This is a genomic window from Jiella mangrovi, from assembly GCF_017815135.1.
Lineage (GTDB): Bacteria > Pseudomonadota > Alphaproteobacteria > Rhizobiales > Rhizobiaceae > Jiella > Jiella mangrovi.
The window spans coordinates 542068-558163 of sequence record NZ_JAGJCF010000001.1; the positions used below are offsets into that span (position 1 = coordinate 542068).

General features: G+C 63.8%; 13 protein-coding genes. 4 read left to right on the forward strand and 9 right to left on the reverse strand.

The annotated features are described in order from the left end of the window. Positions 1-15: 15 nt before the first annotated feature. Positions 16-1263 (reverse strand): Zn-dependent hydrolase, encoded by a 1248-nt coding sequence (locus J6595_RS02570; protein ID WP_209592858.1) that lies wholly within the window; start codon positions 1261-1263, stop codon positions 16-18. 333 nt (positions 1264-1596) lie between these two features. Beyond that, positions 1597-2925, reverse strand: coding sequence for an omega-aminotransferase AptA (aptA, locus tag J6595_RS02575; RefSeq protein WP_209592859.1), 1329 nt, complete (start codon positions 2923-2925; stop codon positions 1597-1599). 170 nt (positions 2926-3095) lie between these two features. Between aptA and J6595_RS02580 the strand changes: the two genes are divergently transcribed. Continuing rightward, on the forward strand, positions 3096-3755 hold the full coding sequence (locus J6595_RS02580; RefSeq protein WP_209592860.1) for a TetR family transcriptional regulator C-terminal domain-containing protein: 660 nt from the start codon (positions 3096-3098) through the stop codon (positions 3753-3755). Between the two features lie 42 nt (positions 3756-3797). On the opposite strand, the gene J6595_RS02585 is transcribed toward J6595_RS02580, so the two are convergent. Beyond that, positions 3798-6242: a putative bifunctional diguanylate cyclase/phosphodiesterase gene (locus J6595_RS02585; protein WP_209592861.1), complete on the reverse strand. Its 2445-nt coding sequence runs from the start codon at positions 6240-6242 to the stop codon at positions 3798-3800. A 468-nt stretch (positions 6243-6710) separates the two neighbouring features. Further along, positions 6711-8054 (reverse strand): NAD-dependent dihydropyrimidine dehydrogenase subunit PreA, encoded by a 1344-nt coding sequence (gene preA, locus J6595_RS02590; RefSeq protein ID WP_209592862.1) that lies wholly within the window; start codon positions 8052-8054, stop codon positions 6711-6713. 79 nt (positions 8055-8133) lie between these two features. On the opposite strand from preA, the gene J6595_RS02595 reads away from it, so the two are divergent. Next, complete coding sequence (locus tag J6595_RS02595; protein WP_209592863.1) at positions 8134-8364, forward strand: type II toxin-antitoxin system HicB family antitoxin; 231 nt, start codon at positions 8134-8136, stop codon at positions 8362-8364. A 39-nt stretch (positions 8365-8403) separates the two neighbouring features. Then, positions 8404-8598, forward strand: a complete 195-nt coding sequence (locus J6595_RS02600) for a type II toxin-antitoxin system HicA family toxin (protein ID WP_209592864.1) — start codon at positions 8404-8406, stop codon at positions 8596-8598. A gap of 61 nt (positions 8599-8659) precedes the next feature. On the opposite strand, the gene J6595_RS02605 is transcribed toward J6595_RS02600, so the two are convergent. Next, positions 8660-10036 carry an NAD(P)-dependent oxidoreductase gene (locus tag J6595_RS02605; RefSeq protein ID WP_209592865.1) on the reverse strand — a complete coding sequence of 459 codons (1377 nt, stop codon included), beginning with the start codon at positions 10034-10036 and terminating at the stop codon, positions 8660-8662. Between the two features lie 305 nt (positions 10037-10341). Between J6595_RS02605 and J6595_RS02610 the strand changes: the two genes are divergently transcribed. After that, positions 10342-11115 carry a glutaredoxin family protein gene (locus J6595_RS02610; protein WP_245197540.1) on the forward strand — a complete coding sequence of 258 codons (774 nt, stop codon included), beginning with the start codon at positions 10342-10344 and terminating at the stop codon, positions 11113-11115. Between the two features lie 83 nt (positions 11116-11198). On the opposite strand, the gene J6595_RS02615 is transcribed toward J6595_RS02610, so the two are convergent. The 4 genes from J6595_RS02615 to J6595_RS02630 all read right to left on the reverse strand — a co-directional run bounded on the left by J6595_RS02615 (position 11199) and on the right by J6595_RS02630 (position 15782). Continuing rightward, entirely contained in the window at positions 11199-11840 is a 642-nt protein-coding gene (locus J6595_RS02615; protein WP_245197541.1) for a PQQ-dependent catabolism-associated CXXCW motif protein, read from the reverse strand. Between the two features lies 1 nt (position 11841). Further along, positions 11842-12732 (reverse strand): substrate-binding domain-containing protein, encoded by an 891-nt coding sequence (locus tag J6595_RS02620; RefSeq protein ID WP_245197582.1) that lies wholly within the window; start codon positions 12730-12732, stop codon positions 11842-11844. A gap of 90 nt (positions 12733-12822) precedes the next feature. After that, positions 12823-13647 (reverse strand): c-type cytochrome, encoded by an 825-nt coding sequence (locus tag J6595_RS22430; RefSeq protein WP_245197542.1) that lies wholly within the window; start codon positions 13645-13647, stop codon positions 12823-12825. Positions 13648-13937: 290 nt separating this feature from the next. Further along, the gene (locus J6595_RS02630; protein ID WP_209592867.1) at positions 13938-15782 is read right to left on the reverse strand and encodes a methanol/ethanol family PQQ-dependent dehydrogenase; all 1845 of its coding nucleotides are present in this window, start codon (positions 15780-15782) and stop codon (positions 13938-13940) included. Between the last annotated feature and the right edge of the window lie 314 nt (positions 15783-16096).

The window sequence follows — 16096 nt, forward strand, 5'->3', positions numbered from 1 at the left end:
TCGGCCGCGCCTATCCTACTCCACCACCCCCGCCGTCTCCACCACCGCATGCATCAGCACGTTCGCGCCATTGCGCGCCCACTCCTTCGTAATCTCCTCGGCCTCGTTGTGTGACAGGCCGTCCACACAAGGGCACATGACCATTGCCGTCGGGGCGACGCGGTTGATCCAGCAGGCGTCGTGGCCGGCGCCCGACACGATGTCGGTGTGGGAAAGGCCGAGCCGCTCGGCGGCGTCGCGCACGGCCTTGACGCAGTCCTTGTCGAAGGTCACCGGATCGAAATGGCCCACCTCGTCGACGGCGGCGTCGATGTCGAGAGCCTCGGCGATCAGGTCGATGCCGTCCTCGATCCGCTCGCGCATCTCGTTGAGGATCTTCAGCTGCGGCGAGCGGATGTCGATGGTGAAGACACACTTGCCGGGAATGATGTTGCGCGAGTTGGGATAGACATCGACATGGCCGATCGCGCCGACGGCACTCGGCTGGTAGTCCATCGCCACCTCGTGGACGAGCTCGGTCACCCGGGCCATGCCGAGGCCGGCATTGCGGCGCTTGGGCATCGGCGTCGAGCCCGTGTGGCTCTCCTTGCCGGTCAGCGTCACCTCGAGCCAGTAGAGCCCCTGCCCATGGGTGACGACGCCGATGTCGATTCCCTCGTCCTCGAGGATCGGCCCCTGCTCGATGTGGAGCTCGAAAAACGCCTTCATCTTGCGTGAGCCGACCGGCTCTTCGCCCTTCCAGCCGATACGCTCCAGCTCGTCGCCGAAATTCTTGCCCTTGGCGTCGACCCGTGCCTTCGCCCAGTCCTCCTCATGGACGCCGGCAAAGACGCCCGAGGCGAGCATGGCCGGGGCAAAGCGCGTGCCCTCCTCGTTGGTCCAGTTGGTGACGACGATCGGGTGCTTCGTCCTGATGTCGAGGTCGTTCAGCGTGCGGACCATTTCCAGCGCGCCGAGAACGCCGAGAACGCCGTCATACTTGCCGCCGGTCGGCTGGGTATCGAGATGGCTGCCGACATAGACCGGCAGAGCGTCGGGATCGGCGCCCTCGCGGCGGAAGAACATGTTGCCCATGGTATCGACGCCCATGGTCATGCCGGCCGCCTCCGCCCAGGACTGGAACAGCTTGCGCCCCTCCCCGTCCTCGTCGGTCAGCGTTTGGCGGTTGTTGCCGCCGGCAATGCCAGGGCCGATCTTCGCCATCTCCATGAGGGCATCCCAGAGGCGATCGCCGTTGATCTGGAGGTTGGAAAGCTGGCTCATGGGAGATGTCCTTTTCAGAAAAAGCTACACAGGACGGCGGTGCAACGGTCTTTCATGGCATTCAGATTAAGGGCGCTGCGAGAGAGCTCAGAGCGGGCGCCACCCCTCTCCGCTTCGTCATTCTCGGGCCCCGTCCCGAGAATCCAGAGATCGTAGAGTACCGTCCAAATCAACTGCAAAGGGCCGCAACCGCCGGCGTCGCGGCAACCGCCCCTGGATTCTCGGGACGGGGCCCGAGAATGACGGTGTTTCGGAGGCAGCGCCTTCCCCGTCGATCTTCGGCGGAACCTTTGCCGGCGTCCTGGCCCGCAGCATGACCGAAGACGCAGAGAGTTACTCCAGCCCTCCCAAAATCCCCTTCAGCGTATCCACGATCTCGCCGATCTGGTCCTCCGACACCATCAGCGGCGGCGACAGGGCGATGATGTCGCCCGTCGTGCGGATGAGCAGCCCCTCCTCGAAGGCCTTCACGAAGGCCGAGAAGGCCCGCTTGGTCGGTTCGCCCTTCATCGGCTCCAGCTCGATCGCGCCGATGAGGCCGATGGTGCGGATGTCGATGACGTGGCGGGTGCCCTTCAGCGAGTGGATCGCGTCTGCCCAGACCGGCTCCAAGGCCTTTGCCCGCTCGAACAGCCCTTCTTCCAGATAGGTCTCCAGCGTCGCGAGGCCGGCGGCCGCGGCGATCGGATTGCCGGAATAGGTGTAGCCATGGGCGAATTCGATCAGGTGCTCCGGCCCGCTCATGAAGGCGTCGTAGATCTTCGACGATGCGAAGACCGCGCCCATGGGGATGACACCGTTGGTCAGGCCCTTGGCGGTGATCATGATGTCCGGCGTCACACCGAAATAGTCCGCCGCAAAGGCCGTGCCCATCCGCCCGTAGCCGGTGATCACCTCGTCGAAGATCAGAAGGATGCCGTGCTGGTCGCAGATCTCGCGCAGGCGCTTCAGATAGCCCTTTGGCGGCGGCAGCACACCGGTGGAGCCGGCCACCGGCTCGACGATGACGGCGGCGATGGTCGAGGGATCGTGCAATGTCGCGATGCGCAGGAGATCCTCGGCAAGCTCGGCGCCGTGCTCGGTCGCGCCCCTGGAATAGGGATTGCGCTCGGGGTCGTGGGTGTGGCGCATGTGGTCGACGCCGGTCAAAAGCGTGCCGAACATCTTGCGGTTGCCGACGATGCCGCCGACCGAGATGCCGCCGAAATTGACGCCGTGATAGCCGCGCTCGCGGCCGATCAGGCGGAAGCGCGCCCCGTCGCCCTTCGCCCGGTGATAGGCAAGCGCGATCTTCAGCGCCGTCTCGACCGATTCCGAGCCGGAATTGGTGAAGAAGACGTGGTCGAGCCCGTCCGGAGCGATCGTCGCCAGCCGCGAGGCGAGTTCGAAGGCTTTCGGATGGCCCATCTGGAAGGCCGGCGCATAGTCGAGCTCGGCGGCCTGGCGCTGGATCGCCTCGGTGATCTTCGGTCGGCAGTGGCCGGCATTGACGCACCACAGCCCGGCAGTGCCGTCCAGAACCTGCCGACCGTCGCTCGTCGTATAGTGCATGTCCCTGGCGCCGACGAACATGCGCGGGGCCTGCTTGAACTGCCGGTTTGCCGAAAACGGCATCCAGAAGGCCTCGAGATTGTTGGGCACGACCCGCGCCTGCTCGTTCATGACCGCTGCCTTCTCTCGATCCCGGCGAGACCAGCCCAGGATGGTTGCGCTCTTGCGCGGATTCTTGACTATTTGGTCAAATCGGACGCTAGAAGCTCGACCGAAACCGGTCAAGCGCATTCGCATGATGCGGTTCGAAGGCCGCGGAGCGAGCGAAAAGGAAACTCGATTTGGACGCCAAGCGCGAACCTCTTGCCGGTTCGAGGACGGGCCCGGCGCAGCCGACGCGGATCCAGGCGATCAACCGCGAGGTGATTCTGGATGCGGCTCTGGAAGTATTCGCGGCGCATGGCTTTCGTGGCGCGACCGTCGATCAGATCGCCGCCAGGGCCGAGATGTCGAAGCCCAATCTCCTGTATTATTTTCGCCGCAAGCCGGACATCTACAGAGCCGTCCTGGAACACACGCTGAGCGACTGGCTGGCGCCGCTCGCCGCCATCGATCCGAATGGCGATCCGATCGAGGAGCTGCGGCGCTACATCACACTGAAACTTCGAATGTCTGCCGAAAAGCCGGCTGCGTCGCGACTGTTTGCCAACGAGGTCCTGGCCGGCGCGCCGGTGATCGGCGATTTTCTCAAGACCCGGCTGCGGGAGCTGGTGCACGAAAAAGCAGGCGTGATCGGCCGTTGGGTCGACGAAGGCCGCCTCGCCCCGGTCGATCCGATGCATCTGGTGTTCATGATCTGGGCCGTCACGCAGCACTATGCCGACTTCGATGTGCAGGTGCGCGCGGTGCTCGGCTCACAGGTCGCCAAGCCTGGCTTTCACGAACAGACCGCCCAGGCGGTGCTGACGATCGTGCTCAACGGCGTTCGCCCGCGAGGCTGATGGCGCCGCGCGAGCGTTTTTGAAGGCGTTGGCACCCAAGCCTCAGGCAGCCAGAGCTGCGTCCGCCGAAGCCCCCAGATCGCCGGTCCAGCGCTTGGTGATCTCGGCGATCATGCGGGGAAGCTCTTCCTTCGGCTGGGGCTTGGAGAAGAAGTAGCCCTGCATCTCCCGACAACCTTCGGCGAGCAGCCCGCGCATCTGCTGCTCTGTCTCGATGCCTTCCGCAATCACCTGCATCTTCAGGGATTTCGACAGGCCGATCACCGACCTTACGATGGCGATGTTCTCCTGCCGCCCGAGATCGCGCACGAAGGACTGGTCGATCTTGATCTTGTTGAAGGAGAAGCGGCTGAGATAGCCGAGCGAGGAGTAGCCGGTACCGAAATCGTCCATGGAAACGGTCAGGCCGCGGCTTCGCATCTCTTTCAGGATATCGAGGATGCGATCGCTCTGGTCGAGGAAAAGCGACTCGGTCACCTCGATCTGCAGCCGGTTGGCTGCAAGGCCCGAAGTCTTCAAGGCGTTGTCGATATCGGCGAGAAGCGTATCGCTCTTGAACTGCATGGGCGACAGATTGACCGAAATCGTCATCGTTTCCGGCCAGGTCGCCGCCTCGGCGCAGGCCGTGTTCAGGCACCAGATCCCCAGACGGTCGATCAGCCCGGACTCTTCGGCAAGCGGGATGAAGTCGGCTGGCGAGATCATGCCCTTTTCCGGATGACGCCAGCGCAAGAGGGCCTCGAAGCCGCTGACGCGCTTTTCCGCCATGTCGACGAAGGGCTGATAGTAGAGTTCGAACTCTTCGGCATCGAGCGCCGCCTTCAGATCGACCTCCATTTCGCAGCGCTCCTTCAGTCGCGCGCGCATGGCAGGCTCGAAGACTTCGCAGCTGCCGATGCCCGAGCGATCCTCCTTGGCCTTGTAGAGTGCGAGGTCGCAGTTCTGCAGCATGATGTCGGCATTGATGCCATCGCGTTCGACGGCACTCGGATCGTGGACGACGATGCCGACGCTGACGGTCGCGAACATCCGCCTGTCCTCGATTTCGAAGGGCTCATTGAAGCTGCTGACGATCGCCTTGCCGAGCGCCTCGACGTCGGGCGCCGTCTTCGTTTGCGGCGTGATGATGGCGAATTCGTCGCCGCCGAGGCGGGCGACGCGCGAGCGGCCATCGCCGAGACCGGCGAGGCGATCGCCGCAAGCCTTCAGCAGCAGATCGCCGATCGGATGGCCGTAATTGTCGTTGATCGACTTGAAATTGCGCAGATCGACGACGACGACCGCGAAAGGCTTGCGCGCGGTCTTCAAAAGCGCGTCGAGATCCTCGCCGAACTGGCGCCGGTTCGGCAGGTCGGTCAGCTGATCGTGACCGGCCAGATGCTTCAGGCGTTTGGAGATGAGCTCGCGCTGGGTGATGTCTTCGAAGGTGATCAGCAAGCCCTTGGCGACCATGCCGCGGCGCTTCACCTCGAGAACGATTCCGTCCGGCATCGTCATCTGGATCGAATCGGTCTCGTTCTCGCGCAGGGCGCTGGTGAGACTTGGATCGGAGAAGAACTTCTTGGCCGGCGTTAGGATGTCGAACTCGCCGAAACGCTCGTTGAAAACGCCGTTCGACAACAACAGCCGCCGCTGCCCGTCGAGCATGCAGAGCGCTTGGGTCATGTTGTCGAGAGCGGCCTGCAACTGGCCCTGCTGCGCCTCGATCTTGTCTGACAGCATGTTGGTCTTGGCGTCGAGATCGGTCTTGAGAAACTGGCAGCGATCCTGCAGCTCAGCGATAGCTGCGGTCGCTTCACGCACTTCCTTGGGACCGATCGGCTTGATTTCGATCTCCTCATTTGCCAGCAGCGCCCGTGCGGTCTCGCTCATTCGCCTGAACGGCGTCGAAACCGAGCGGATGAGATAGATGACGAGCCCGAGCATGGCGAAGAGGACCGTGCCGAGTGCGACGGCGCCCTGGGTCTTGGAACTTTCCATCGCCTCGTCGGCGGCCTCACCGCGCTCGTCGAGGTCGTTGCGCAGGATCCGGAGAGCCGACTGGAGTCCGAGGGTGATCTTTTCCAGCTCTCTGGCAACCGTCGGCTTGGACACGGAAGCGTATCCGGTCTCGATCAATCCCAGCGAGTAGACGAGACCGCGAAGCGAATCCTTGGCCGTTTCCGGAATGTTGGTCTCCAGAACCGCGGCGACGTTTTCACGCACATCAGCCACCGCCGACAGAACACTTTGAAGATCGCGTCCGCCAAGCGCCATGCGCCGGGCCGCGTCACCATCGATCTGAATCTCGCTTTCAAGGCGACTGCGGACTTCGCCGAGGTTCCCAAGGCTGGTCTGCAACCGCGTCAGCGGGTCGACGCCTGAATCGACGAATGCGCTCAGCCTGTCCACCGCATCGAGCTGCCCGCGAAAGGACAACAGACCGAATGCGATTGTCAGCCCCGCAAAGACCAGACACCCCAGGATGAGTCTCACCTTGATCGACATCACGCGTCTTTCTCGGCAGTATTACCGGATTACCCAAATGCAAGTGAGCCTTAAGGCTCTGTCACACAAGGAATATGACCGCGGCAGGTTACTTGGTGGTTACAATTCCAGGCGTCGCGTCGAATTTGGCTTTCGTCATGACGTTGAAACGGCCAGCAATCTGTCGCGGCCAAGATCCGGTGGTTTCACCGAGATGTGCCGGACAATGACGGGCTTGCCGGCGGAGCGAAACGATCAGCGACAGCCTTGGCCAGAACATTGGGATCGGTTTGCGGAAAGCACGATGCGTCGATACAGAGGCCGAGCGCGCAAAAAAAGACGCGGCCACCTCCCGCAAGGGCACGATCGCGAATGAGCGGCGCATTTCCCGCGCGGCCCTGATCAACACAGGATGCCTGGCCCTCGCCCGGCCAGCCGCGCGGCCATTCATCAGCCTTGCCACGGCCGGCAGAGATCGACGAGGACGCCCTACTCCGCTGCGTCAGGCAATGTCATGGGATTGGGCGCGAACTGCATCTTCTCCTTGGCCATCGGATTATTGGGATGGGCCGTCCAGTTGCCATATTCGGGCGGGATCGGCTTTTTCGTGCGGGGATCCTGCCCGGCGATCTGCTCCATGGTGATGCAGTCCGCGACAGGGCAGACATTGACGCAGAGATTGCAGCCGACACACTCCTCGTCGATCACCTCGAACTTGCGCATGCCATCGACCATGTTGGTGATCGCCTGATGCGAGGTATCCTCGCAGGCGATGTGGCAGCGCCCGCAGGAGATGCACTTGTCCTGGTCGATCCGCGCCTTGGTGACGTAGTTGAGGTTCAGATACTGCCAGTCGGTGACGTTCGGCGCGGCGCGGCCACGGAAATCCTCGATCGTCGCGTAGCCCTTCTCGTCCATCCAGTCCGACAGGCCCGAGGTCATTTCCTTGACGATCTTGAAGCCGTAGGTCATCGCGGCCGTGCAGACCTGCACCGTGCCGCAGCCGAGCGCGATGAACTCCGCCGCGTCGCGCCAGGTCGTGATGCCGCCGATGCCGGAGATCGGCATGCCGCGGGTTTCGACGTCGCGGGCGATCTCGGCGACCATGTTGAGCGCCAGCGGTCGCACCGCCGGGCCGCACATGCCGCCATGGGAGCCCTTGCCGTCGATCGTCGGCGTCGGCGCGAAATTGTCGAGGTCGATCGACATGATCGCATTGACGGTGTTGATCAGCGAAACGGCATCGGCGCCGCCCGCCTTCGCCGCCCGCGCGGGATAGCGGATATCGGTGATGTTCGGCGTCAGCTTGACGATCACCGGCAGCCTGGAATGCTGCTTGCACCAGCGCGCGACCATCTCGATATATTCCGGCACCTGGCCGACGGCCGAGCCCATGCCGCGTTCGCTCATCCCGTGGGGACAGCCGAAATTGAGTTCGACGCCGTCGGCGCCGGTCTGTTCGACGAGGGCGAGGATCTTCTGCCAGGGCGCCTCCTCGCAGGGCACCATGAGCGAGACGATCATCGCCCGGTCCGGCCAGTTGCGCTTGACCCGGGCGATTTCCTCCAGATTGGTATCGAGCGCCCGGTCGGTGATCAGCTCGATATTGTTGAGCGCCAGAAGCCGCCGGTCCGGCCCGTGGATCGCGCCGTAGCGCGGGCCGTTGACGTTGACGACGGGCGGATCCTCGCCGAGCGTCTTCCAGACCACCCCGCCCCAGCCCTGCTCGAAGGCCCGCTGGACGTTGTATTCCTTATCGGTCGGCGGCGCCGAGGCGAGCCAGAACGGGTTCGGCGACGAGATGCCGAGAAAGGAAGTGGAGAGATCAGCCACGGGTCTGGCTCCTTTTCTGGTAGACCGCACCGAAGGTTGCTATGGTGGAAACGGTCGGCACGAGACTTCGAGGTGCACAATGAGCGGAAGCGTCACCTACACGGTCCAGCTGCGGCCCGAGCCCGAGGGCGGCTACACCGTCCTGGTACCGGCGCTGCCGGAAGTCGTGAGCTTTGGTGCGAGCCGCGAGGAAGCACTCGAGCACGGCCGGGAAGCCATTCAGGCCATCCTCGAATATTACGATGCCGAGGGTATTCCTCGCCCGGAGGACGTCGTCCCCCTGCTCGAGCATGTGACCGTGGCAGCCTGAACTGTGACCAGGCTTCCGGCCGTCAGCGGGAAGCGGGTCTTGCGCGCGCTGACGGAAGCTGGCTTCGCTCTCCATCATGTCACCGGCAGCCACCATGTCATGGAACGTGTTTCGCCGGTGCGCAGGGCCGTCGTCGTGCCTGTCCACGGAAACCGCGATATTCCGATCGGCACATTGCGTGCGATCATCAAGCAAGCCGGCATGTCGGAAGAAGACTTCATAGCGTTGCTCTGATCCTCGAGTTGCCTTTGAACACGCGCCGCTCATCATCTCGCGCTTTATGAGGCGTGTGGGCTCACTCAGCCGCGACCTTCTCCGCCGCCACCAGCGCCGCATGAATGTCCATCGCCGCGACCTTGCCGTCCTCGACGGCGACGACCGTCAGATCCTCGCCGCCGAAGATGCAGTCGCCGCCGGCCCATACGCCCTCGAGCGAGGTGCGGCGTGAGGCATCGACCCTGATGCGGCCGCGCTCCAGAGCGATGCCCTCGCCTTCCCCCTCTGTCCCGTCCGCCGTGAAGCTCTGGCCGATCGCCTTGAAGACCTGATCGGCTTCGATCGTCACCGTCTCGCCGGTCGCCACCAGCTTGCCGTCTTCGATACGCGTGCGCTCCAGCTCGATGCCGGTGACATGGCCATCCTCGGCCAGAATGCGCTTTGGCTGCAGATTGAAGCGCAGATGGACGCCCCGCGTCGCGGCGACCTCCTGCTCGTAGACGCTGGCATTCATCTGCTCGCGGCCACGGCGATAGGCGATGGTCACCTCTTCGGCGCCGAGCGCCTTGGCCTGTACGGCGGCGTCGATCGCCGTCATGCCGCCGCCGATCACGACCACCCGGCGGCCGACCGGGAGCTGTGACAGGTCGGATGTCTGTCGAAGGTCGGCGATCCAGGCGACGGCGTCATGGGAGCCGCCCGACGTCTCCCCATCGGCGCCGAGCGCATTGACGCCGGCAAGGCCGAGGCCGAGGAACACCGCGCCGAAATCCCGGCGAAGATCGGCGAGATGGATGGTGTTGCCGAGCGCCTTGCCGGTCTGAACGGTGATGCCGCCGATCTTGAGGAGGAACTCCACCTCGCGCTGGGCGAAATCCTCCGTCGCCTTGTAGGCGGCGATGCCATATTCATTGAGGCCGCCCGGCTTTTCGCGGGCGTCGAAGATCGTCACGTCATGGCCGAGCATGGCGAGCCGATGCGCCGCGGAAAGGCCGGCCGGGCCAGCCCCGACGACGGCGATGCGCTTGCCTGTCGGCGCGGCGCGCTTGAAGGGGTGCTCGCCGGTCGCCATCAGCGCGTCCGTCGCGTGGCGCTGCAACAGCCCGATCTGCACCGGCTTGCCCTCGGCGATCTCGCGCACGCAGACCTCTTCGCAGAGCGTCTCGGTCGGACAGACACGGGCGCACATGCCGCCGAGAATGTTGGCGGACAGGATGGTCTTCGCCGCGCCGATCGCGTTGCCGGCCTGGATCTCGCGAATGAACAGCGGAATGTCGATCGCCGTCGGACAGGCGTTCATGCAAGGCGCGTCGTAGCAAAAGTAGCAGCGGTCCGCCTCGACCAGCGCCTCGTGGCTTTCGAGGGCCGGATGAAGATCCGAAAACCCCCTGGCGATCGCATCGCCGGGCAGCCGACTGGCGGCGATGTCGGGGCGGCGTGGCAGCGGATCGGACATGGCGATCATTTCCTTCTTCCTGGCCCATCCATCGTCTGTGGAGGAATGCCGATGGCCGAGAGATCTCAGAATGATTCCATTTTTCGCTCTCGTCAAATTTTTTATCGTTTGGTCAAAAATCTCCGGCCGAGCGGAACGATGGTTCGATTGTTCTGGCGGTCGGCAAGCCGATGCATTTCGCCCGCCGGTCGCATCGGCTTTCTCCTGCACACCATTGACCTTCCAGTTACCGGAAGCCCCATCTGCGAACATCAAGCATCGAACAGCCGGGCGCCGGACGCCCGCAAACATGACGGAACGAGATGATGAAGATGATGTCCCCCTCCCCGGACGCAGGGAAACGGGCCGTCCTCTACCGGATGGTCATGGAAAAGCACGTCTGCCCCTTCGGGCTGAAATCCAAGGATCTTCTGGAGCGCGAGGGTTACGCCGTCGAGGACCACTGGCTGACCACGCGCGAGGAGACCGACGCGTTCAAGGACGAGCATGACGTCGAAACGACGCCGCAGACCTTCATCGAGGGGGAGCGCGTCGGCGGCTATACGGAGCTGCGCGAGCATTTCGGCAAGCCCGTGGCGTCGAAGGACGACACCACCTACCAGCCGGTGATCGCCATCTTCTCCGTCGCCTTCCTGATGGGCCTTGCGATCTCCTATGCCGCCTATGACACGATCTTCACCCTGCGGGCGATCGAGTGGTTCTTCGCGATTGCGATGACGCTGCTCGGTATCCAGAAGCTTCAGGACGTCGAGAGTTTCTCGACCATGTTCCTGAACTACGATCTCCTGGCCAGGCGCTGGGTTCGCTACGGATATGTCTATCCGTTCGCCGAGACGCTTGCCGGCCTCCTGATGATCGCCGGCGCGCTCACCTGGCTTTCCGCACCGATCGCTCTGGTCATCGGCACGATCGGGGCGATCTCCGTCTACTATGCCGTCTATGTCCAGAAGCGCGAGCTGAAATGCGCCTGTGTCGGCGGTGGCTCGAACGTGCCGCTCGGCTTCGTGTCCCTGACGGAGAACCTCGTCATGATCGCGATGGGGCTGTGGATGCCGCTCCGGATGATGGTCTGGGGCTGACGAGAGGCGCCACCCACACGGCCTGCCCGCGCCGCGGCACGAAAAGGCTTCTGTGGCGCGCGCGGAGATACCCCAGCCAACGCCTATTCGTCCGGCCGCGGCTCCGGCTCGCGCTTTTCCAGCGGCCGGCCGGCTTCGGTCCAGCCCTCGGTGCCGTCGGGATACCAGTAGACGGAGGTGTAGCCCGCGGCGATGGCGCGCTTGGCGGCGTTATAGCTCATCCAGCAGTCGCGCTTGCAATAAAACAGCACCGGCGCCGCCTTGTCGCCCCCGGTCGCCCTGGCGATCCCGTCGAGAAGATAGCGCTCCATGACCGGCGCGAGTTCGCCATAGCCGGTGTCGACCAGCCAGATCGAGCCGGGAATGTCCTGTCGCGGTTCCGGCCGCCAGAGCGTGCCCTCAGGCAGGTTCTTCGGCTTCGGCACGCGTGGCAGGACGTCGATGAAGGGCACGCCCTTTTCGTGCAGGGCGATCGCCTCGGCCGTGTCGACGACCGCCCCCCCTGCAAGGGTCGCCGGAACGGGGGCGCGATAGTCGTCCATCCGGTAGCCGTCCGGTTCGGCGACGACGGCCTCACTCGCGGCGGACTGCTTCGCCGGCTCCCCCGCAGCCAAGCAGGAAGGCGGCGCGATGGCTTCAGTGATCAGAAGCATGGCACAGGCGGTGAGCGGCCAGAACCGGCGCGAGCAGGTCCTGACGACCGTTCCCTTCTCGCGCCTTCCCATCTCAGCCCTTCGGCCCGGCGGCGGGCGCAGCCGCCTCGCCGCTGTCAGGCGTCGCATCGGCCGGGCTCGCCCGACCGGATGGCGCGATCGGCTGATCCTGCTCGTCGAGCAGGGGAACGCCGTAGGACAGGAGGATATCGTTGATCTCGCTCTGGTTCTCGGCGATCAAACGGTTCAGCGTCCGCTTCCATTCCTGATCCGCCGGCCGCACGCCCATGGTGATGCGAAAGGCCATCGCCGGCCCCTTGCCCTCGTGGGTCAGCGGCACGACCGTCAGATCCTTGTCGGATTTTTTGGCGTAATAGCCGGCCATCGGGCCCCAGAGCACCGCCGCGTCGATCGTACCAGCCTCCAGATCGTCGATCATCGCCTTGGCGGAATTGTCGATGCGGGTGTCGATGACAAGCTGATAGGCCTTGGCTTTCGCCATCAGCCCGGCCCTCGCCATGTAGGTTCCCGGCGGCGTGCCGGCGACGACGCCGACCCGCTTGTCCTTCAGCTTCGGATCCTCGATCGTGGTGACGCCGTCGAGGCCGCCGCCCTTCGGATAGACCAGCGCATAGGCGGTCCGATAATAGGCATTGGTATTTTGAACGAGCTCATCGCCTTGCGGGTAGCTCATGATGATGTCGCAAAGGTTCGAGCCGAGCGTCATCCGCACGAAGCCCGTGGCCTGCGGGAAATAGGTGTATGTGACGTCGCTGCGGCCGAGCTTCTTGGCGAGAAGCCGGGCCACCGCCTGCTCGAAACCCTCCCCGGCCTGGTTGGAAAAGGGCATGTTGTTGGGATCGGCGCAGACCCTCAACACATCCGGATCGACGAGTTCGACCTCGCTGCCGAACTCGCGATCGGCTTGGGCGAAGGCCGCATTCGAAAATGCGCAAAGGGCCATGACGGCGACGGCCGATCGCTTGAAGAAAGACCCGACCCGTGCGGCAGTCGGGTTGTTGCGGCCGTCAGACTTGGCGGATGCCGTCATCGATCAAAACCCCAGACAGCTGTATTCTTCTTCCTGCGCCGGCTTGTTGTTGCCGATCCGCTTCGGCTCGCCGCGGCCGACGACACCGTCCGTGCGGGCGCGCAGATAGATGTAGATCGCATCCATCGAACACATCACGTTGGGATCCTCGCCCCAGGCCGGCATGACGGAGTTGCCGCTCGGGTTCCACTTGTTCTTCTGGCCGCTCACGATGATGCCGGCGAAGTCGTAGTAGGAAAGGTCCTGCAGCTGGCTCGTCAGGTTCGGCGCGAAGGACGAGCCGAGGCCATCGGGCCCATGGCACTGCATGCAGTTGGCCATGTATTTCTTGTAGCCGCGCCAAGTGTACCAATCGACCTTGCCGTCCTTGTCGACGAGATAGGTCGGATTGCCGGCCGGATCGGTGTATTTGCCAAGATCGCCCTCGGTGGGTTTGTTGCCTTCTGTCGCCGTATCCTTGGAGGGATGGGCCGAGGGCTTCATGTGGCCAGCGTCCGCCATCTCGGCATCGCTCGAGACCGGCGTCGCGGCGGCGTCCTTGGCGGGCTCCCCTTCGCTTGCCGTCTGCGAAGTCTGCGTCTGCGTCTGCGGGGCCGCTTCGCCGGCTCCTGCGCTTTCGGCCGAAGCGTCCTGGCCCGTGCCGGAGGCCGCGGCGGCCTCGCCGGAGCCAGCCTGCGACGTCGCGGTCGCGGCCGCCGCGCCCTGCTTTGCCTGGCCAGCGGCATTCTGGCCCTGCGGCACGATCGTCGTGCCGGAATTCTGGGCCAGAGCGAGACCGGAGACCGAGAGAACCAGTGCCCCGGCAAGGGCTATCAATTTCGTCGTCATGCGTGTCCTCAAAAACTGGCGCCGGGCGCGCATCGCGGTGGCGGGTTGCCTTCGTCGCGGCGCGCGGGTGCGATATTCCGGTGGTCGGGCCGGCCGACCGAACTGCTTCATCCAAGATCTCGAGAACGCGCCACGTCGCATCATCGAAGCAAAAGCCCCGCGACAACGGCGATCTCGATGACGGGACGGGCTTTGAAACCCGGGAGAAATTCCCAGTTCGCCTGCCCTTTCAGCGAACAAGGCCCCACGATCTTTTCGCGGGGCCTGTCCGGTTCACACGGCTTCGCGACTTACTTCGACGCAGTCTGGTCGGGGACGGTGAACACCGTCAGCTGACCGCCGAGGGCGGTGTATTTCGACAGGGACGCATAGCCGCCGACCGCGCCGAGACCGGCATTCGGATCGGTGAGGCCCGCGGCGAGGCCGATGCCCGCCCAGCCGCCGATGCCCGACAGGATGCCGACCATCTGCTTGCCGTCGTTTTCGTAGGTCATGACGTTGCCGATGATGCCCGACGGGGTCTTGTACCTGTAGAGCTCTTCGCCGGTCTTGGCGTCGACGGCCTTCAGATAGCCCTCGAGCGTGCCGTAGAAGACGATGCCGCCCTTGGTGGCGAGAGCGCCGGACCACACCGAGAACTGCTCGGGAAGCGACCAGACGATCTTGCCGGTGCCGGCATCCCAGGCAATGAAGTTGCCCATGCCGCCGTGGCTGTTGGGCGCCGGATACATCGACAGCGTCGCGCCGACATAAGGCTGGCCCGCGGTATAGGCGACGCGGAAAGGCTCGTAGTCCATGCAGACGTGGTTGGTCGGCACATAGAACAGCTTGGTGTCCGGCGAATAGGCCGCCGGCTGCTGGTCCTTGGTGCCGAGCGCCGCCGGGCAGATGCCCGTGGTGTTCACGTCCTCGCCGTTGTTTTCGGTCGAATACTGATCGACGACAAGCGGCCGGCCATAAGTCTTGGAGCTCTTGTCCATGTCGACCTTGGTCGCCCAGTTCACCGCCGGATCGTATTTCTCGGCGACGAGCAGTTCGCCCGTCTCGCGATCGAGCGTGTAGGCAAAGCCGTTGCGGTCGAAGTGGACGAGGGCCTTGTGGTCCTTGCCGTCGACGGAAACGTCGGCGAGGATCATCTCGTTGACGCCGTCATAGTCCCACTCGTCATGCGGGGTCATCTGATAGACCCACTTCGCCTCGCCGGTGTCGGCGTCGCGGGCGTTGATCGTCATCGACCACTTGTTGTCGCCCGGGCGCTGGGCCGGGTTCCAGGTCGAGGGGTTGCCGGTTCCGTAATAGACGAGGTTGAGCTCGGGATCGTAGGAGATCCAGCCCCAGGTGGCACCGCCGCCGATCTGCCACTGATCACCTTCCCAGGTCTTCAGCGAGGAATCGGCGCCGACCGGCTTGCCGAGTTCGGTCGTCTTCTCCGGATCGATCAGCATGTCCTTGTCGGGGCCGGTCGAATAGGCCTTCCAGGCTTCCTTGCCGTCGGCGAGATTGTAGGCGGTCATACGGCCGCGCACGCCGAACTCGCCGCCGGAGATGCCGACCAGAACCTTGTCGTTGATGACTGCCGGCGCCATCGTGCCGGTCTCGCCCTTGGAGGCGTCGCCGTTCTTGACCGACCAGATCACTTCACCCGTCTCGGCGTTGAGCGCGACGAGCGTCGTATCGGCCTGATCGAGAATGACCATGGCCGGCCGGTCGCCATCGGCCGGCGCATAGGCGACGCCGCGATTGACGGTGTCGCAGCACATCACCGGAATGACGTTCGGATCCTGCTTCGGCTCGTATTTCCACTTGATGACGCCGTCATTCTTGATGTCGAGGGCGTAGACGATGTTCGGGAACGGCGTGTGGACGTACATCGTGTCGCCGATGACGAGCGGGTTGCCTTCATGGCCGCGAAGAACGCCGGTCGAGAACGACCAGGCCGGGACCATCTTCGAGACGTTGTCCTTGTTGATCTTGTCGAGCTCGGAATAGCGCCAGTTGGCATAATTGCCGGTGGGCATCGCCCAGTTCGCCGAATCCTTCGCCAGCGCCTGCAGCTGTTCGGCCGCCGATGCGGCTCCACCCAGCGAAATCAACAGGCTCGACGCGAGCGCCGCCTTCGTAAACGTCTTCAACATATGGTCTCCTCCCAAGGAACTGAATTCATATGCCGGCTAGCAGAATCCAGCCGACATGATGCCAGTGATGAATGGGGAAGGCTTCCGGCAGCGTGTCACGACCTCCAATAGGGGTCTTGGTGGGCACCGTTGAAAATTACCCTACCAGTGGCCTTCGAGATTCGGGGCGCTCCCAACGCCCCGATCTTGAAGCCGGAAACCATGACTGCACCCTAGTGCGGGAATTTTTCCTGCGCAAGCACTGATATCAGGTTTTTCTAGCTGCACTGCACAATTGCGAAAAGAAGAATTTCCTCCCGTTCCAGTGATATCAA